Annotated in this window: 14 protein-coding genes; 12 read left to right on the forward strand and 2 right to left on the reverse strand. The window is 66.4% G+C overall.

Annotated elements, in window-relative coordinates:
- The first annotated feature begins 2 nt into the window (after window positions 1-2).
- Both DSM104443_RS10250 and typA read left to right on the forward strand, forming a co-directional pair.
- Window positions 3-401, forward strand: a complete 399-nt coding sequence (locus DSM104443_RS10250) for a group II truncated hemoglobin (protein ID WP_171091887.1) — start codon at window positions 3-5, stop codon at window positions 399-401.
- 91 nt (window positions 402-492) lie between these two features.
- The gene (typA, locus tag DSM104443_RS10255; protein WP_171091889.1) at window positions 493-2,307 is read left to right on the forward strand and encodes a translational GTPase TypA; all 1,815 of its coding nucleotides are present in this window, start codon (window positions 493-495) and stop codon (window positions 2,305-2,307) included.
- A 34-nt stretch (window positions 2,308-2,341) separates the two neighbouring features.
- Here the strand turns inward: typA and DSM104443_RS10260 are convergent, their stop codons facing one another.
- Complete coding sequence (locus tag DSM104443_RS10260) at window positions 2,342-4,429, reverse strand: putative bifunctional diguanylate cyclase/phosphodiesterase (protein ID WP_171091891.1); 2,088 nt, start codon at window positions 4,427-4,429, stop codon at window positions 2,342-2,344.
- 321 nt (window positions 4,430-4,750) lie between these two features.
- Entirely contained in the window at window positions 4,751-5,638 is an 888-nt protein-coding gene (locus DSM104443_RS10265; RefSeq protein ID WP_171091893.1) for an Fpg/Nei family DNA glycosylase, read from the reverse strand.
- A gap of 36 nt (window positions 5,639-5,674) precedes the next feature.
- Here DSM104443_RS10265 and DSM104443_RS10270 point away from each other — a divergent pair, with 36 nt between their 5' ends.
- The 10 genes from DSM104443_RS10270 to DSM104443_RS10315 all read left to right on the forward strand — a co-directional run bounded on the left by DSM104443_RS10270 (window position 5,675) and on the right by DSM104443_RS10315 (window position 17,682).
- Window positions 5,675-7,231 (forward strand): DNA recombination protein RmuC, encoded by a 1,557-nt coding sequence (locus DSM104443_RS10270; RefSeq protein ID WP_171091894.1) that lies wholly within the window; start codon window positions 5,675-5,677, stop codon window positions 7,229-7,231.
- Window positions 7,232-7,287: 56 nt separating this feature from the next.
- Entirely contained in the window at window positions 7,288-8,955 is a 1,668-nt protein-coding gene (locus DSM104443_RS10275) for an acetolactate synthase large subunit (protein WP_212757093.1), read from the forward strand.
- On the forward strand, window positions 8,952-10,079 hold the full coding sequence (locus DSM104443_RS10280; RefSeq protein ID WP_171091897.1) for a zinc-dependent alcohol dehydrogenase family protein: 1,128 nt from the start codon (window positions 8,952-8,954) through the stop codon (window positions 10,077-10,079). The genes DSM104443_RS10275 and DSM104443_RS10280 overlap by 4 nt, the downstream gene beginning before the upstream one ends.
- On the forward strand, window positions 10,076-10,945 hold the full coding sequence (locus DSM104443_RS10285) for a poly(R)-hydroxyalkanoic acid synthase subunit PhaE (RefSeq protein WP_171091898.1): 870 nt from the start codon (window positions 10,076-10,078) through the stop codon (window positions 10,943-10,945). Before DSM104443_RS10280 ends, DSM104443_RS10285 begins: the two co-directional genes overlap by 4 nt.
- A 13-nt stretch (window positions 10,946-10,958) precedes the next feature.
- The gene (phaC, locus tag DSM104443_RS10290) at window positions 10,959-12,053 is read left to right on the forward strand and encodes a class III poly(R)-hydroxyalkanoic acid synthase subunit PhaC (protein WP_171096382.1); all 1,095 of its coding nucleotides are present in this window, start codon (window positions 10,959-10,961) and stop codon (window positions 12,051-12,053) included.
- Window positions 12,035-12,946, forward strand: coding sequence for an alpha/beta fold hydrolase (locus DSM104443_RS10295; protein ID WP_171091900.1), 912 nt, complete (start codon window positions 12,035-12,037; stop codon window positions 12,944-12,946). Before phaC ends, DSM104443_RS10295 begins: the two co-directional genes overlap by 19 nt.
- Window positions 12,947-12,965: 19 nt before the next feature.
- A complete protein-coding gene (locus DSM104443_RS10300; protein ID WP_171091902.1) occupies window positions 12,966-13,925 on the forward strand; it encodes a Bug family tripartite tricarboxylate transporter substrate binding protein in 960 nt (319 codons plus the stop codon).
- Window positions 13,883-15,982, forward strand: coding sequence for an acyl CoA:acetate/3-ketoacid CoA transferase (locus DSM104443_RS10305; RefSeq protein ID WP_171091905.1), 2,100 nt, complete (start codon window positions 13,883-13,885; stop codon window positions 15,980-15,982). The genes DSM104443_RS10300 and DSM104443_RS10305 overlap by 43 nt, the downstream gene beginning before the upstream one ends.
- The gene (locus DSM104443_RS10310) at window positions 15,928-16,977 is read left to right on the forward strand and encodes an isocitrate/isopropylmalate dehydrogenase family protein (RefSeq protein WP_171091907.1); all 1,050 of its coding nucleotides are present in this window, start codon (window positions 15,928-15,930) and stop codon (window positions 16,975-16,977) included. The genes DSM104443_RS10305 and DSM104443_RS10310 overlap by 55 nt, the downstream gene beginning before the upstream one ends.
- A 150-nt stretch (window positions 16,978-17,127) precedes the next feature.
- Window positions 17,128-17,682, forward strand: coding sequence for a phasin family protein (locus DSM104443_RS10315; protein WP_171091909.1), 555 nt, complete (start codon window positions 17,128-17,130; stop codon window positions 17,680-17,682).
- Window positions 17,683-17,910: the final 228 nt, after the last annotated feature.

The following is a 17,910-nucleotide window of genomic DNA, read 5'->3' on the forward strand; positions in this document are numbered from 1 at the left end:
GCATGAATGCCGAAGCCAACACGCCCACGCCCTACGAGCGCATGGGCGGGGAGCCGGTCCTGCGCGAGCTGGTGGACCGTTTCTACGACCTGATGGACCTGGAGCCCGGGTACGCACAACTCCGGCGCGCCCACCCGGGGACGCTCGAGAACGGGCGCAAGCGCCTGTTCATGTTCCTGTCCGGCTGGCTCGGCGGCCCGCCGCTCTACACCGACGAGTTCGGCCACCCCATGCTGCGCGCCCGCCACCTGCCGTTTTCCATCGGCGCGGTCGAGCGCGACCAGTGGATGGCGTGCATGGCGCAGGCCATGGAGGAGGTCGGGCTGGAGGAATTGCTCCGCCTCCAGCTGGGCGGAGCGCTCTTCAAGACCGCGGACTGGATGCGCAACCGGGAGGACTGACGCAGAAAGTTGATGCACTGCAACAGCCGGGATGCTAAAATGTTGAGTTAATTAAAGATTTTTTACAGCTGTCATCAAATAGGTCCTTTCCATGTCCCGGCCTCTCCGCAACATCGCCATCATTGCCCACGTCGACCACGGCAAGACCACGCTCGTCGACAAACTCCTCCACCAGGCGGGCACGTTCGCCAAGCACCAGCACATCGCCGAACGGGTGATGGACTCGGGCGACATCGAGAAGGAACGGGGCATCACCATCCTCGCCAAGAACACGGCGGTGGATTACCACGGCGTCCACATCAACATCGTCGACACCCCCGGCCACGCGGATTTCGGCGGTGAGGTCGAGCGCGTGCTGTCGATGGTCGACAGCGTGCTGCTGCTGGTCGATGCCGTCGAAGGCCCGATGCCGCAGACCCGCTTCGTCACGCGCAAGGCACTGGCCCAGGGCCTGAAGCCGATCGTGGTGATCAACAAGGTCGACCGCGATGGCGCCCGCCCCGATTGGGTGGTCAGCCAGACCTTCGATCTCATGGACAAGCTCGGCGCGACGGAAGAACAGCTCGATTTCCCGGTGATCTACGCCTCGGCCCTGAACGGCTGGGCCACGATGGAAGAAGGCGTGGTCGGCACCGACATGCGTCCGCTGTTCGACTGCGTGCTGAAGAACGTTCCGGAGCCCAAGGGCGACCGCGAAGGCGGCCTGCAGCTGCAGATCAGCGCCGTCGACTACTCGACGTTCCTCGGGCGTATCGCCGTCGGCCGCATCCGCCGCGGCACGATCAAGAAAGCGCAGGAAGTGGCGATCATGGCCGGCGACAAGCTCGTGCGCAAAGCCAAGATCGGCCTGCTGCACACGTTCCAGGGCCTGGAAAAAGTTGAAACGGACGTCGCCGGCGTGGGCGAGATCGTCTCCGTCACCGGCATCGAGGATTTCGTGATCGGCACGACGTTCTCCGACCCGATCATCCAGGAAGGCCTGCCGATGGTCGGCGTGGACGAGCCGACGCTCACCATGAACTTCCAGGTGAACACCTCGCCCTACGCGGGCCAGGAAGGCAAGTATGTCACCAGCCGCCAGATCCGCGAGCGCCTCGCGCGCGAGCTGCTCTCCAACGTGGCCCTGAAGGTCGAGGACACGAGCGACGTGGATGTCTTCCGCGTCTCCGGCCGGGGCGAACTGCACCTGACCATCCTCATCGAGAACATGCGCCGCGAAGGCTACGAGCTCGCGGTGGGCAAGCCGCGCGTCGTCGTGAAGGAAGTCGACGGCGTGAAGCAGGAGCCGTGGGAGAGCCTCACGGTCGACGTCGACACGAACAACCAGGGCAAGATCATGGAAGAGCTGGGCCGCCGCGGTGGCGAGCTCACGGACATGGTCCCGGACGGCAAGGGCCGCGTTCGCCTCGACTACAGCATTCCCTCGCGCGGGCTGATCGGCTTCCACATGGAATTCATGACGCTCACGCGCGGCACGGGGATCAAGAGCCACGTGTTCGACAAGTACGGCCCGGTCGGCACGCAGCTGCCGTCGCGGCGCAACGGCGTGCTGATCTCTTCGGAGCAGGGCGATGCCGTTGCCTTCGCGCTCTTCAACCTCGAAGACCGCGGCAAGATGTTCGTGTCGCCGGGCGAGCGCCTGTACGTCGGCATGGTGATCGGCGTCCACAGCCGCGACAACGATCTCATCGTGAACCCGGTGAAGGGCAAGAAGCTCACCAACGTGCGCTCCGCAGGCAAGGACGAGAACGTCGTCCTCACGCCGCCGATCCAGCTCACGCTGGAATCCGCCGTGGAGTTCATCGAGGACGACGAGCTGGTGGAAGTCACGCCGAAGTCGATCCGCCTCCGCAAGCGTTTCCTCTCGGAGCACGACCGCAAGCGCGCGTCGCGGGAAGCAGCGTAGGGCGGAGCAGGTCCCGACAGCCCGCCTAGGCGGGCTAGTTCCCCGTCACCACCACGCTGGAGGGCTGGGCGAGCAGCCGGCGCTCCACGTCGGCTGCCGGCACCGCCTGGCTGAACAGGAAGCCCTGGTACTCGCCCTGGCCCAGGCCGCGGAGGAACTGGAGCTGGTCCTCGCGCTCGACGCCCTCGGCGACGATGCCCAAGCGCAGGCCATGGGCCATCGCCATGATGGCCTGCACGATCGCCGCATCGTCGGCGTCGACCGAGAGGTCGGCGATGAACGACTGGTCGATCTTCAGCTTCTGGATCGGGAACCGCTTCAGGTAATTGAGGCTCGAGTAGCCGGTGCCGAAGTCGTCGATCGACAGGCCCACGCCCATGCGGTGCAGCTCTTCCAGCATCACGATCGCCTGCGGAGCGTTGTGCATCACGACGCTCTCCGTGATCTCGAGCTCGAGCAGCGAGGGATCCAGCCCGCTTTCCTCGAGGACTTCCGACACCGTTTGCACGAGATCCGCCTGCTGGAACTGCAGGCCGGAGATGTTCACGGCCATCACCAGGTCCGGGAGCCCACGCCGCTGCCACGCCTTGTTCTGCACGCACGCTTCCCGTAGCACCCAGTTGCCGATCGGGATGATGAGGCCGGTTTCCTCGGCGAACGGGATGAACTCGGCCGGCGGCACGAGGCCACGCTCCGGGTGCTTCCACCGGACCAGTGCCTCGACGCCGGTGATGCGCCCCGTATGCAGGTCGACCTTGGGCTGGTAGTGGAGGATGAGCTGCTGGCGTTCGACCGCCGTCCGCAGCTCCGACTCGAGGACCAGCTGCTCGGGCGAGAAGGTGTTCATGTCCTCGGAGAAGTAGGCCACGTTCGCGCGGCCGGATTTCTTCACGTGGTACATCGCCGCGTCCGCGCTCGCGATCAGCCGCGTCGCGTCCTGGCCGTGCTCGGGAAAGAGGCTGATGCCGATGCTCGAGCCCACGCGCAGGTCCAGCCCGTCGAAGGGAATCACGCGCGACAGGGTGCTCATGATCTTGGCCGCGGTCTCGCCGGCGTCCTCGGGACGCGAGACGTTGCGAAGCAGGATCACGAACTCGTCGCCGCCCAGGCGCGAGACCGTGTCTTCTTCGCGCACCGCGGCGCGCAGCCGGTCGGCGATGGTCCGCAGCACGCGGTCGCCCGCATAGTGGCCCAGGGAATCGTTCAGGGTCTTGAAGCGGTCCAGGTCGACGAAGAGCACCGCGCAGCGCCCGCCGTGGCGGCGGCAGGCCTCGACGGCCTGCTGGAGGCGGTCCTCGAGCAGCAGGCGGTTGGGCAGCTTGGTGAGCGAATCGTGCAGGACGAGGCGCTGCAGCTCCGCGTTGGCCGATTGCAGCCAGGAGGCCATCTGCGCCGTCTTCGATTCCATGCGGGCATCGAGGACCGACAGCGAGAGCGTCCCGCAGAGGATCAGGAAGGTGATGATCGCGATCGTGGCGGCCATCCAGCCGTTGGTGGCGAGCGGCCCGCCGAGGCAGATCGAGCCCGGCGCGAAGTTCGCCGCGGCCATGCCCGTGTAGTGCATGCCGACGATGGCGCCGCCCATGATCACCGCGCTTCCCATGCGGGCGAGGATCCGGCGCCGGCCGTTGGTGCGGAGCTGGAAGGCGATCCACAAGGCGGCCGTCGCCGCGGCGATGGCGACCGCGACGGAGGCGAGGAAGAGGAGGGCGTCGTATCGGATGGCCGGCAGCACCTCCATCGCGGCCATGCCCGCGTAGTGCATGGAGCAGATCCCCAGGCCCATCAGCACGCCCGCGGCGGCCAGCCGCCAGTGGCTCAAGGTCTGGCGCGTGGCGATCAGCAGGGCAAAGCCGGAGACCACGATCGCGATGCCCATGGAGCCCACCGTGATCGGGATGTCGTAGGACATCGCGATCGGGAGATCGAAGGCCAGCATCCCGATGAAGTGCATCGACCAGATGCCGGTGCCCATCGCGAACGCGCCGCCGAGCAGCCAGGCCACCGCGGCGGCGCCGGTCGAGGCGGTGATGCGCGACGCCAGGTCGAGCGCCGTGTAGGACGCCATCATGGCGACCAGCAGCGACAGCAGCACGAGGCCTTGGTTGTAGGTGCCCAGCATCCGGATTTCTCCCGTTATAGCCGGAACCTACAGGGCCCCCGGAATCCCCGAAGTGAACTAGTTCGCAAACGGTGCGGAAGCGCTCTTTACCGGAACGGGCGGCCAGGGCCCATTTCGGCCCCGGATTCCTGCAATTCGTCGCTTTCCGCTGTCCGGGGGCCGGGGCGGTCCCTAGAGTTCACCCATCGACAACGCATTCACCCCCAAGGAGCCCCCAATGATCACCTTCTTCCTCGCCGCCACCTTCACCGTCCTCTTCGTCTCGATCGCCGTTTCCGCCGTCGCCAGCGTCGCGTCCGTCTCCCAGTAAGCCGAAGGCGTTCAGAGGTCGTCGATCGACTTCGGCCAGTCGTCCTTCAGTAGCCTCGACAGGCTTCGATCCGCCAGCAGCTTTCCGCCCGTCTGGCACCGGGCACAGTAGTTCGCCTCGTTCTCCGCGTACACGATCCGCTGTACCGGGGAGCCGCAAACGGGGCAGGGCAGCTTGTAGCGCCCATGCACGGCCATCCGGTCGTGGAAAGCGGTCACCTTCTCGGGGAAACCGTCCCCCACCTCATCCCGCAGCCACTGGGTCCAACGCGAGAGCGTCTCGCGCGTGGCGTCCCGCAAGCGTGACGATTCCGTTTCAGTCAGCGACTTCGTGAGCTTCATCGGCGAGAGCTTCGCCGCGTGGAGGATCTCGTCCGAATACGCGTTGCCGATGCCGCTGAAGAGGCGCGGATCGGTGAGCGCGCGTTTCAGCGTGTGGTTCTCGCGCACCAGGGCCGCGTGGAAGTCGGCCGCGGAGGCCTCCAGCGGCTCGATGCCGCCCGGATCCAGCGCCTTCAACGCCTCCTCGCCGCGCACCAGCGTGAGCGAGGCGCGCTTCTTCGTCCCGGCCTCGGTGAAGAGCAGGACCCCTTCCGGAAACTCGAACGTCGCCAGGAGGATCCGGGCGCCCACGCCAGGCTTCACGCCCTTGTCGCGCCAGCGGAAGCGCCCCGCGATCATCAGGTGGATCACCAGGAAGAGCCCATCCTCGAAGCCGAGCACGATGCGCTTGCCGATCCGGCGCACACCGAGCACGGCCTTGCCGAAGACGGCGTCCAGCGGTGGATCGAAGCTGCGCAGGACGAAAGGACTCGAGAGCTTGATCCGCTCGAGCCGCTGGCCCACGACGCACCGTTCCAGGGCCTCCAGGTAGACCTGCACGTCGGGCAATTCGGGCATGCGCTTATCTTAACGAGGGCGTGAGAAAATACGGCCATGGAATCCGCGCTCGCAACCGCCGTCATCGCCGTCCTCTGCGCCGTCGTGGGATTTGGTGCCGCATTTTTCTTCGGGCGTGCCCGGCCGGTGCAGGACCAACGCCGCGTGGCCGAGCTGGAAGCGCAGCTCGTCGCCTCGAGGGAACAAGCCCAGCGCGCCGGCGTGCAGGCCGCGGAGCAGGAGAAGGAAGCCACCACGCTTCGCGCCCAGCTGATGGAGGCCGTGCAGCGCAGCGCCTCGTTCGAGGAGAGGGCCCGCCAGGCCGAGGAGATGCGCGGCACGATCCGCGAGCGCGAGCTGGCCATCGTGAAGCTCGGGGCCGAGGTCTCGCAGCTTCGCGAGAAGGGTGCCGAGCTCGCCACGCGCCTCGAGGAGGAACGCCAGCAGTCCGACGAGAAGCTGGCCCTCATCGAAAGCGCGAAGCAAGTGATGGAGAACGCCTTCAAGTCGCTGTCCTCCGAGGCGCTGCGCCAGAACAACCAGTCCTTCCTCGACCTCGCCAAGACCTCGCTCAACGAGTTCCACCAGGGCGCGAAGGGCGATCTCGAGAAGCGCCAGATCGCGATCGATTCCCTCGTGGCGCCCGTGTCGGCGTCGCTGAAGAGCGTGGACGAGAAGATCCTCGCCCTCGAGAAGGCGCGGGAGAGTGCCTACGGCGAGCTGCGCGCCCAGTTCGCGCTGATGTCGGAGGCCCAGGGCCTGCTGCGCAACGAGACGAGCAACCTGGTGCGGGCGCTGCGCCAGCCGCATGTGCGCGGCCGCTGGGGCGAGGTGCAGCTGCGCCGCGTCGTCGAGCTGGCCGGCATGCTGAACCACTGCGATTTCGCCGAGCAGGAGACCGCCGAGACGGAAGACGGCCGCGTGCGCCCCGACCTCGTCGTGAAGCTTCCGGGCGGGCGCCAGATCGTCGTCGATGCCAAGGCGCCAGTCATCGCGTACATGGATGCCCACGACGCGCTGACGGAGGAAGACCGCCGCGAGAAGCTCCGCCAGCATGCGCAGCTCGTGCGCGGGCACCTCACGTCGCTCTCGCGCAAGTCGTACTGGGAGCAGTTCGAGCCCACGCCCGAGGTGGTGGTGATGTTCATCCCCGGCGAGTCGTTCGCGGCCGCCGCGCTCGAGGCCGATCCCGAGCTGATGGAGTTCGGCTTCACGAACAACGTGATCGTGGCCTCGCCCACGTCGCTCATCGCCTTGCTGCGCGCCGTCGCCTATGGCTGGCGCCAGGAGAGCATCGCGGACAACGCGCGCGAGATCAGCCAGCTCGGCCAGGAGCTCCACAAGCGCCTGGGCGACATGGCCGAGCACTTGGCGAAGGTGGGCACGGGCCTCGAGGGCGCCACGATGAACTACAACCGGGCGATCGCCTCGCTGGAGAGCCGCGTGCTCGTGTCGGCTCGCAAGTTCCGCGACCTGGGCGCCACGTCGCAGGGTGCGGAGATCGTCGAACTGAAGCTGGTCGAAGGCACCGCGCGGCGCCTGCAGGCTCCCGAAAGCAAACCGAGCCCCGATCTTTTCGGCGATCCTTCGGAACCGGATTCCGGCAAGACCTAGAACGCATTACACTGGGAAAAAGCCCGCGCATCACCACCCTCCCGGAGCACATCCACATGCCCAACGACCGCCCGAAGCAGGCCCTGACCCTGTCCGCCGCTGAACTGCTGGTCAAGTGCCTGGAGAACGAAGGTGTGCAGTACATCTTCGGCATCCCCGGAGAAGAGAACATCGACGTGATGGATGCCTTGCTCGGCAGCTCGATCAAGTTCGTCACCTGCCACCACGAGCAGGGCGCTGCCTTCATGGCGGATGTCTATGGCCGCCTCACCGGCCGCGCGGGCGTGTGCATGTCCACGCTGGGCCCCGGGGCCACCAACCTCATCACCGGTGTCGCGGACGCGAACATGGACCGCGCCCCGATCGTCGCGATCGCGGGGCAGGGCGCGACCACGCGCCTGCACAAGGAAAGCCACCAGATCCTCGACCTCGTGAACATGTTCCAGCCGATCACGAAGTACAGCGCGCAGGTCGTGGCGCCCGAGATCGTTCCGGAAGTCGTGCGCAAGGCCTTCAAGGTCGCGCAGACCGAGAAGCCGGGCGGCGCCTTCATCGACTTCCCCGAGAACATCGCGGAGATGAAGGTCGAGAAGAAGCCCATCCCGGTGCAGACGGCGTACACGCCCGTCGCCCCCGACGCGAAGATCGAGTACGCCGCCAAGCTGATCTCGTCGGCGAAGAACCCCATCATCCTCGCCGGCAACGGCGTGATCCGGCAGGGCGCGGCCGATTCGCTCGTCACCTTCGCGCAGATGCTGAAGATCCCGGTGGCCAATACGTTCATGGCCAAGGGCGTGATGCCGTTCACCAACGAGCTTTCGCTGGGCACCATCGGCCTGAAGGCGCGCGACCTTCCGTGGTTCGCCTTCGAGAAGGCCGACGTCGTGATCTGCATCGGCTACGACATGGTCGAGTACCACCCGGACATGTGGAACCCCGGCAACGACAAGACCATCATCCACATCGATGCGAGCCCGGCCGAGGTGGACGCGAACTACATCGTCGCCGTCGGCGTGCTGGGCGACATCGGCCACGCGCTCCGGGGCATCGCGCTCAAGGCCAAGCCGCGCACGAACCTCGGCTTCCGCGAGATCCGCGAAACGATCGTGGCCGACCGCGCCGAGCACTCGAAGGACACCGAGTTCCCGGTGAAGCCGCAGAAGATCGTCTGGGACGTGCGCGAATGCCTCGGGCCTGAAGACATCGCCATCTCCGACGTCGGCGCCCACAAGATGTGGATGAGCCGGATGTACCGCGCCGAGCGCCCCAACACCTGCATCATCTCCAACGGCTTCGCCGCCATGGGCATCGCGGTGCCCGGCGCCATCGCCGCGAAGCTCGCCTACCCGGACAAGAAAGTGATCGCGGTCACGGGCGACGCGGGCTTCATGATGAACTCGCAGGAGATCGAGACGGCGATGCGCATGAAGACGCCGATCGTGATCCTCATCTGGAACGATTCCGAGTACGGCCTCATCACCTGGCACCAGCTGCGCCACTTCGGCCGGCCCGCGTACATCGACTTCAAGAACCCCGATTTCGTGAAGTACGCCGAGAGCTTCGGCGCGAAGGGCTACCGCATCGAGAAAACCGAAGACCTGGTCCCCACGATCAAGAAGGCCTTCGCGGACAACACCGTTGTCATCATCGATTGCCCGGTCGACTACCGGGAGAACATGAAACTTACCGAACGGCTCAAAAAACTAGGAGAAGGCAAGCCATGAAAATCCGTGCCGCCGTCCTGAACGCGATCGGCAACAAAGGTCCCTACGCACAGACCAAGCCGCTCACGATCGAGGAAATCGAGCTCAAGCCCCCGGGATACGGCGAAATCCTGATCAAGATCGGTGCGGCGGGTCTCTGCCACTCCGACCTTTCCGTCATCAACGGCGATCGTCCGCGCCCCATGCCGATGGCTCTCGGCCACGAGGCCGCCGGCGTCGTCGAGGAGCTGGGCCCCGGGGTTTCCGACCTCAAGAAGGGCGACCATGTCGTGCTCGTGTTCGTGCCGAGCTGCGGCCATTGCGCGCCCTGCGCCGAAGGCCGACCCGCGCTCTGCGAGCCGGGTGCCGTGGCCAACACCGCGGGCACGCTGCTGAACGGCGACCGTCGCCTCTTCCGCGGCGACGGCACGATCGTGAACCATCACCTCGGCTGCTCCGCGTTCGCGACGCATGCCGTGGTGTCGCGCAACTCCGTCGTGAAGGTGCACCCGGATCTCCCGCTCGATGAGGCCGCGCTCTTCGGCTGCGCCGTGCTGACGGGCATGGGTGCGGTCGTGAACACCGCCGGCGTGAAGCCGGGCCACAGTGTCGCCGTCATCGGCCTGGGTGGCGTGGGCCTCGCTTCGATCCTGGGCGCAGTGGTTTCCGGCGCGCGCATCGTCGCGGCCGTGGACCTCTCGGAAGAGAAGCTCGCGCTCGCGAAGGAGCTGGGTGCGACGCACACGTTCATCGCGTCGGATCCGGACCTGGTCGGCAAGTTCAGGGAAGCCACGCAGGGCGGCGTCGACTTCGCCGTCGAGATGGCCGGTTCCCCGCGCGCGTTCGACACGGCGTACAAGATCACGCGCCGCGGCGGCACGACGTTGACCGCGGGCCTTCCGCCGCCGACCGCCACGTGGGCCATGCCCGGCGTGAACCTCGTGGCCGAGGAGCGCACGATCAAGGGCAGCTACATCGGAACCTGCGTGCCGTCGCGCGACATTCCGCGCTACGTCGATCTCTACATGCAGGGACGCCTCCCGGTGAACAAGCTGATGAGCGGCAAGATGCCCCTCGCGCAGATCAACGAGGGTTTCGATCTCCTGCACGACGGCAAGGTCGTGAGGCAGGTCATCATCCCGTGAGCGAGTCGGCTCCCGCCAACGACTGGTTCAGGCTCTGGACCGAGAACCAGAAGAACCTCTTCCAGGCGTGGGCCGAGGGTAAGGCGACGTCATTCCCGGGGATGCCAGGCGCATTCCCGGGCGCAGCACCCGCGCCCGGGGTGAAGCCGGGCGCGAAGGGCAAGGCCAAGGGCGGAACGAACGTTCCGCCTGCCGCCGACGCCATGGGCGACCTCATGAAGCGCTCGATGGAAGAGTGGGCGGCGCTCGCGCAGGAAGCGTGGTCGCAGACCGGCCGCTTCGACGAAAGCATGATGAAGAAGCTCTTCGATCCGGCGGAATGGCGCCGGGCGGGGACGCGCTTCGACATGGGCCTGGAGAAGCTCACCGAAGGCCCGACGTACGCCACGCTCTACGACCTCGACCGCAAGATCCTCAAGGCGCAGAAGCTCTGGCTCGACCGCACGCGCGACATCGAGCAGTACTACGAGGTCGTGCAGGGCGCGTGGAACCGCGCCTACGAACGGTTCCTGAAATTGCTGGGCGAGAACGAGGGCCCTCCGATCAAGAGCGGCCGCGCGTTGCTCGACCTCTGGCTCGCCACCGCGAACAGCTCGCTGGTCGAGATGCACCGTTCCAAGGAATTCCTCGATTCGCAGCGCCGCATGACGCGCTCCTCGACCGAGTACCGGCTTGCCGAGCAGGGCATCGCGGAGGCCTTCTGCGAGATCCACCACATCCCGACCCGCACCGAGATGGATGAGATGCAGCGTGCGGTGACGGAGTTGAAGCGCGAAGTGCGCGCGTTGCGCCGGCAGGAGAATGTGCGGACGGCTCCCGCCCGCAAGCGCACGAAGAAGCGCGCGGCGTCGAAAGCCGGGGACTGACGACGTGGCCGGCATGCGCGTGAAGGTCGACCCCAAGGACGCCCTGCAGGAATTCGCCGATTTCAGCCAGCGGATGCAGGAAGGCCGCAGGCTCCTCGAGCGCACGAAGAACAGCGACGTGCAGATCGCCACGGCGCCCAAGCGCGAGATCTGGAGCCAGGACAAGGTCTCGCTCTACCACTACGAGCCGGTGGCCAAGCGCACGGTCGCTGCGCCCGTGCTGGTGGTCTATGGCCTCATTGGCCGCCAGACGATGATGGACCTGCAGGAGGACCGTTCCCTGGTCCGCAACCTGCTCGCCCAGGGCGTCGACCTCTATGTCGTCGACTGGGGCTCGCCCTCCCGCAGCGACCGGTGGCTCACCCTCGAGGACTATATCGAGGGCTACCTCGGCGACTGCGTCGAACGCATTTGCGAGGAGAGCGGCCTCGACAAGATCACGCTGCTCGGCGTGTGCGAGGGGGGCGTGTTCACGTCGTGCTACGCCGCCAACCACCCGAAGCGCGTGAAGAACCTGATGCTCACCATCACGCCGATCGACTTCCACGCCGGCGACAAGGATGCACCGTTGCACCACGGGATGATCGGCACGTGGGCGCGCAGCATGTCCGCTTCCGACGTCGATCGCCTCATCGACGCGAACGGCAACCTGCCCGGCGAGCTGATGAGCTTCGTCTTCTCGCTGATGACGCCGATCAACTCGCTCACCAAGTACAACGTCGGCCTCTTCGACGTGATGGACGACGAGGCGAAGCTGCTGAACTTCCTGCGCATGGAGAAGTGGCTTGCCGACCGCCCCGACCATCCGGGCGAGGCGGGCAAGCAGTGGCTGAAGGATCTCTACCAGGCGAACCAGCTGGTGAAGGGCGAGTTCCGCCTGAACGGCAAGATCGTCGACCTGAAGAAGATCACGATGCCGGTGCTGAACATCTACGCGCAGGAAGACCACATCATCCCGCCGCGCAGCTCCCAGGCATTGCGCACGCGGGTGGGCACCAAGGACTACACCGAGCTCCCGCTTCCGGGCGGCCACGTCGGTGTCTTCGTGAGCGGCAAGTCGCAGGGCATCCTCGGAAAGACCATCTACGAATGGCTGAAGCAGCGCTGACCCCCCGGGAAGGGGAAGTGCCGGCGCTGGGGCCCCACGGCTTCACGCAGATCGCCTACGTGGAATGGGGCCCGAAGGACGCGAAGCACGTGGTGATGTGCGTGCACGGCCTCACCCGAAACGCGCGCGACTTCGACTTCCTCGCCAAGCGCCTCGCGGCGCGCGGCATGCGCGTCGTGTGTCCCGACCTTCCGGGCCGCGGCAAGAGCGCCTGGATCACCACGCCGACGGACTATGCAACACCCCTCTATCTCGCCGCGATGGCCGCCGTCATCGCGCGCACCGGCGCCGATGCGATCGACTGGGTCGGGACCTCGCTCGGCGGCTACGTCGGCATGGAGATGGCGGCGATCGCCGAGGCGCCCATCCGCCGCCTGGTGCTGAACGACTTCGGCGCTCGCGTCTCCGGCCACGCGCTGCAGCGCATGGGCGCGTACATGCGCCTGAAGCGCCGCTTCGCCACGCTGGACGAGCTCGAGCAGCATTTCCGTTCCATCCACGCGCCGTTCGGCAAGCTCACCGACGCGCAGTGGCAGCACATGGCGAAGCACAGCGGCGTGAAGACGCCCGAAGGCGACTACGCGCAGCACTACGACCCGCAGATCGGCCGCAACTTCCAGTGGCCCCTGATGGTGGACGTGGGCCTGTGGCACGTGTGGGAGAAGGTCTCGTGCCCGGTGCTCGTGCTGCGCGGCGAGGAATCCGATCTCCTGCACGCCACCACGGTGCGCGAGATGCAGCACCGCGGCATCGCCGCCAAGAAGAACCTCGTGCGCGCCGTCGAGGTGAGGGGCTGCGGCCACGCCCCGGCGCTGATGGCCGACCACCAGATTTCGCTCATCGAGGAATTCCTCGAGACGGACAAGGGAACGCGGCGCGTGAACGCCGCTTAATTTGCTTGAGGAGAAATGCATGAACGCCAGAATTGCACTTGCCGCCCTCGCTCTCAGCGCCGGCGCTGCCTTCGCCCAGGACTATCCGAACAAAGCCGTCACCGTCATCGTGCCGTGGCCGGCCGGCGGCCCCTCGGACATCGCCGCGCGCCCCGTGGCCAAGGGCCTCACGGACCAGATGGGCAAGCCGTTCGTGATCGACAACCGGGGTGGTGCCAGCGGCAACATCGGCAGCGCCATCGTGGCCAAGCAGCAGGCGGCCGACGGCTACACGATCCTCATCACCTCCAGCTCGCCGATCGTCATCAACCCGAGCCTCTACAAGACGATGCCGTACGACGCGTCGAAGGACCTGGTGCCGATCACCAACATCCTTCGCGTGCCGCTGGTGCTCGCGGTGAATCCCTCGGTGCCGGCCAAGAACCTGAAGGAGCTGATGGAGTACATCAAGAAGCAGGGCGGCAAGATGAACTACGCCTCGTCGGGCAGCGGCACGCCGCAGCACCTGACCTCGGAACTCTTCAAGACCGTCACCAAGCTCGACATCACGCATGTGCCCTACAAGGGCTCGGCCCCCGCGCTCACCGACGTGATCGCCGGCCACGTGCCGATGATGTTCGACAGCACCATCGCGATCGTCCCGCAGCTGAAGGCCGGGAAGCTGCGCCCGATCGCCGTCACGGGTGCCAAGCGCTCGCCGGAGCTGCCGGACGTGCCGACCTTCGCCGAGCAGGGCGTGAGCCTCGAGTCGTACGCGTGGTACGGGATGTTCGCGCGCGCGGGCACGCCGAAGCCGATCATCGACAAGCTGAACGCCGAGGCGCGCAAGGCCATGAAGTCCCCGGAATTCAAGAACGTGCTCAAGGAGACCGGCTCGGAAGACGTGGGTGACACGCCGGAGAATTTCAACAAGTTCGTGCAAGCGGAGGCGACGAAATGGGCGAAGGTCGTAAAGGACAGCGGGGCAACGGCCGACTGAAGCTGGCGGTCGCGGCCACGCCCGGCGGAAGGCCGCGGCGGGGCCAGCGCGGCAACAAGCTCGTGTCCGCGGCGGAGGCGGTCGCGTTCATTCGCGACCGCGACACCTTGGCGAGCTCAGGCTTCGTCGGCACCGGCACGCCCGACGAGCTGATCTGCGCGCTCGAGAAACGTTTCCTGGAAGACGGCGGGCCGCACGACTTGACGCTGGTGTTCGCGGCCGCGCCGGGCGACGGCAAGGAACGCGGCATGAACCGCCTCGCGCACGAGGGGCTGGTGAAGCGCGTCATCGCCGGCCACTGGTCGCTCGTGCCCAAGCTGGGCAAGCTCGCGGTCGACAACAAGATCGAGGCCTACAACATCCCGCTGGGCGTGGTCTCGCATCTCTTCCGCGACATCGCCGCGCACCGCGCCGGCAACCTCACCAAGGTGGGCTTGCGCACGTTCGTCGATCCGCGCCAGGACGGCGGCAAGATCAACAAGCGCACCGTGGACGACATCGTGCGCGTGATGGAAGTCGACGGCGAGGAGTACCTCTTCTACAAGTCGTTCCCGATCCACGTGGCGCTGATCCGCGGCACCACGGCGGATCCCGCGGGCAACATCACGATGGAGCACGAGGCGCTGACCCTGGACAACCTCGCCATCGCCACCGCCGCGCGCAACTCCGGCGGCATCGTGATCGCGCAGGTGGAGCGGGTCGCCGCGCCCGGCGTGCTGAACCCACGCCAGGTCGTCGTGCCCGGCATCCTCGTCGACTACGTGGTGATCGCCAAGCCCGAGAACCACCTGCAGACCTACGGGACCGAATACAACCCGGCCTTCTCGGGCGAGTTCAAGGTGCCGCTCACCATGCTGGGCAACCTGCCGCTCGACGAGCGCAAGGTGATCGCTCGTCGCTGCGCGTTCGAGCTGCCGATGGGTGGCGTCGTGAACCTCGGCATCGGCATGCCGGAAGGCGTCGCATCCGTGGCCAACGAGGAAAGGATCCTCAGCTACGTGACGCTCACCGCCGAGCCCGGCGTGATCGGCGGCGTGCCGCAATCGGGCCTCAACTTCGGCGCCGCGGTGAACAACGAGGCGCTGATCCACCAGAACCAGCAGTTCGACTTCTACGACGGCGGCGGCCTCGACATGGCCTGCCTCGGCATGGCGGAAGCCGACCGCAACGGCCACGTGAACGTGAGCCGCTTCGGCCCGCGCCTGGCCGGCGCCGGCGGCTTCATCAACATCACGCAGAACGCGCGGCGGATCGCCTTCGCCGGCACGTTCACCGCGGGCGGCCTCGAGGTCGAGGTCGACAACGGCATCCTTCGCATCATCAAGGAAGGCCGCAGCCGCAAGTTCGTGAACCGCGTGGAGCAGATCACCTTCAACGGCTCGTACGCGGCGGAGCAGGGCACCACCGTGCTCTACGTGACGGAGCGCTGCGTCTTCCGCCGCACGGAGGAGGGCATGGAGCTGGTGGAGGTGGCGCCGGGCATGGACATCGAGGAGAACATCCTCGCGCACATGGACTTCGAGCCCATCGTGAAGAAGCCGGTCATGATGGACGCGCGCATCTTCCGCGACCATTTGATGCAGCTCGAGGAATCGCTGCTGGGCCTGGGCCTCCACGAGCGCATCTCGTACGATTCGAAGACCAACGTGATGTTCCTGAACGCCGAGGGCATGCACATCCTCACGCGCGACGACGTCGATCGCGTGCGCAGGATCATCGAGGAGCGCTGCCAGTCGATCGGCCGCAAAGTGAAGATGGTCGTGAACTACGAGAACGTATTCATCGACCAGGCGGTGGCGGATACTTACGCGGCGATGATCCGGTACATGCAACAGAATTACTACACCACCGCGTCGCGCTACACCTCGAGCGAGTTCATGCGCGAGAAGCTCGGCGAGACGCTCACGCGCCGCCGGGTCGTCCCGCACATCTTCGGGACGCCCGACGAGGCGCACGACTACGTCGCGGGGCGCGGAAACACCGAGAGACAAGGGAAGAAGACATGGCAGCCAGCAAAGGCAAAACCAAAGGCAAAGGCAAGATCCCCGCGACGCTGATCCCCGGAGACGGGATCGGGCCGGAGATCACCGAGGCGGTCGTCCAGATCCTCGACGCGCTGGGCTCGCCCTTCGCGTGGGACCGGCAGCTGGGCGGCATGGCGGCGGCGAAGTCCGAGGGCGATCCCGCCCCGAAGGCGCTGCTCGACTCCATCGCCCGGAACAAGCTGGCCTTGAAGGGCCCGCTCACCACGCCCGTGGGCGGCGGCTTCCGCTCCATCAACGTGCGCCTGCGCGAGACCTTCGGCCTTTACGCCAACATGCGTCCCGTCCGCACCCTGGTGCCCGGAGGGCGCTACGAAGACATCGACATCGTCCTCTTCCGCGAGAACCTGGAGGGCCTGTACGTCGCCTGGGAACACTACGTGGCCATCGACGACGACCCGCGGGCCGTCGCGGTCTCCAGCGGCATCAACACGCGCGCGGGCAGCCGCCGGATCGCGGAGCACGCCTTCGAGTGGGCCGTGCGCCATGGACGCAAGAAGGTCACGATCGTGCACAAGGCGAACGTGCTGAAGGCGCTCACCGGCCTCTTCCTCGAGACGGCGCGCGACGTCGCCTCGCGCTACGAGAAGAAGATCGCCTTCGACGACCGCATCGTCGACGCCTGCGCGATGCAGCTCGTGCTGAATCCCCAGCAGTTCGACGTGATCGTCACCACCAACCTGTTCGGCGACATCCTCTCCGACCAGCTCGCGGGCCTCGTGGGCGGCCTGGGCATGGCGCCCGGTGCGAACATCGGCCCGGATGCCGCGATCTTCGAGGCGGTGCACGGCTCGGCGCCCGACATCGCGGGCAAGGGGATCGCCAATCCGCTGGCGCTGCTGCTGGCCGCGGGCCTGATGCTGGAGCACGTGGGCAAGGAAGACCTCTCCAAGCGCATCAACAAGGCGGTCGACGTCGTCCTCAACAAGGACCTGGTCCGCACCCGCGACCTCGGCGGCAAGGCCACGACCGCGGACTTCGCCCGGGCGATGATCAAGCGCCTCAAGTAAGCCCTTGATGCACAAGGGCTTCCGGCCCTCGCGCCGGGGCATGGTGCCCTGCACAAAAATTAGTCGCCAAACCCCTTGACGCCATGGGGTTTCGGCCTAAAATACCCGGCTTGTGCAGTGCAGCATTCCCCGCGCCCAAGGAGCCTACCCATGTTCAAGACCGACCAGTTCGCCGCCGCCAACGAAGCCGCGATCGACCAGATGTCCTATTTCGCCAAGCTGTCCCTCGCCAACATGGAGAAGTTCGCCGAGCTCGGCCTGGGTGCCGCTCGCGATTCCGTGGAATCCGCGACCAAGCATGCCCAGACGCTCGCCTCCGCGCGCGACGTGCAGGAGATGATCGCGATCAACTCCGCCGCCGTCGAGCCGGCGATGAAGAAGGCCTACGCGTACTCGCGCACCGCCTACGAGACGTTCGCCGAGACCAACGACGAAGTGAAGAAGGTGTTCGAGAAGCAGGCCGCCGACGTGAACAAGGCCGCCGTTGCCGCCCTCGAAGAGGCGTTCAAGTACGCGCCCGCCGGCTCCGAGACCGTCGTGGGCAACGTGAAGTCGGCGATGGCCGCCGCGCAGAGCGCCTACGACAACTTCGTCACCATCAACAAGCAGATCTACGACACGGTCGAGAAGTCGGTCGAGCAGAACGTGTCGACGGCCAAGGCGGCCACCGCCAAGGCCAAGCGCGCCGCGACCCGCGCCCGCTAAGTCCGCATCCGCAGTACCCGAAAAGGCCCTGGGCTCCCGCCCCGGGCCTTTTTCCTTGTGTTTCTCCTCGACAGCACCGGCGTTCCAGGAAACTTGTTTCCCGATTGGTAGTAAACGTTTTCTTCTCCCGGACCCTCAATCTCTTCCCAAGCTTTGTTGACAGCGGTTTGGTTGGGGGGCTAGATTACGAAAACGTTTACCCGCCAACGGCCTGTGCAAGAGCTCGGC

The sequence above is a fragment of the Usitatibacter rugosus genome (assembly GCF_013003965.1).
In the GTDB taxonomy this organism is placed as follows: Bacteria; Pseudomonadota; Gammaproteobacteria; order Burkholderiales; family Usitatibacteraceae; genus Usitatibacter; species Usitatibacter rugosus.

Excerpts from the sequence above, each read along its gene's own strand:
- DSM104443_RS10250 (WP_171091887.1), top strand. The coding sequence starts at position 3 with ATGAATGCCGAAGCCAACACGCCCACGCCCTACGAGCGCATGGGCGGG.
- typA (WP_171091889.1), top strand. The coding sequence starts at position 493 with ATGTCCCGGCCTCTCCGCAACATCGCCATCATTGCCCACGTCGACCAC.
- DSM104443_RS10260 (WP_171091891.1), bottom strand. The coding sequence starts at position 4,429 with ATGCTGGGCACCTACAACCAAGGCCTCGTGCTGCTGTCGCTGCTGGTC.
- DSM104443_RS10265 (WP_171091893.1), bottom strand. The coding sequence starts at position 5,638 with ATGCCCGAATTGCCCGACGTGCAGGTCTACCTGGAGGCCCTGGAACGG.
- DSM104443_RS10270 (WP_171091894.1), top strand. The coding sequence starts at position 5,675 with ATGGAATCCGCGCTCGCAACCGCCGTCATCGCCGTCCTCTGCGCCGTC.
- DSM104443_RS10275 (WP_212757093.1), top strand. The coding sequence starts at position 7,288 with ATGCCCAACGACCGCCCGAAGCAGGCCCTGACCCTGTCCGCCGCTGAA.
- DSM104443_RS10280 (WP_171091897.1), top strand. The coding sequence starts at position 8,952 with ATGAAAATCCGTGCCGCCGTCCTGAACGCGATCGGCAACAAAGGTCCC.
- phaC (WP_171096382.1), top strand. The coding sequence starts at position 10,959 with ATGCGCGTGAAGGTCGACCCCAAGGACGCCCTGCAGGAATTCGCCGAT.
- DSM104443_RS10295 (WP_171091900.1), top strand. The coding sequence starts at position 12,035 with ATGGCTGAAGCAGCGCTGACCCCCCGGGAAGGGGAAGTGCCGGCGCTG.
- DSM104443_RS10300 (WP_171091902.1), top strand. The coding sequence starts at position 12,966 with ATGAACGCCAGAATTGCACTTGCCGCCCTCGCTCTCAGCGCCGGCGCT.
- DSM104443_RS10305 (WP_171091905.1), top strand. The coding sequence starts at position 13,883 with ATGGGCGAAGGTCGTAAAGGACAGCGGGGCAACGGCCGACTGAAGCTG.
- DSM104443_RS10310 (WP_171091907.1), top strand. The coding sequence starts at position 15,928 with ATGGCAGCCAGCAAAGGCAAAACCAAAGGCAAAGGCAAGATCCCCGCG.
- DSM104443_RS10315 (WP_171091909.1), top strand. The coding sequence starts at position 17,128 with ATGTTCAAGACCGACCAGTTCGCCGCCGCCAACGAAGCCGCGATCGAC.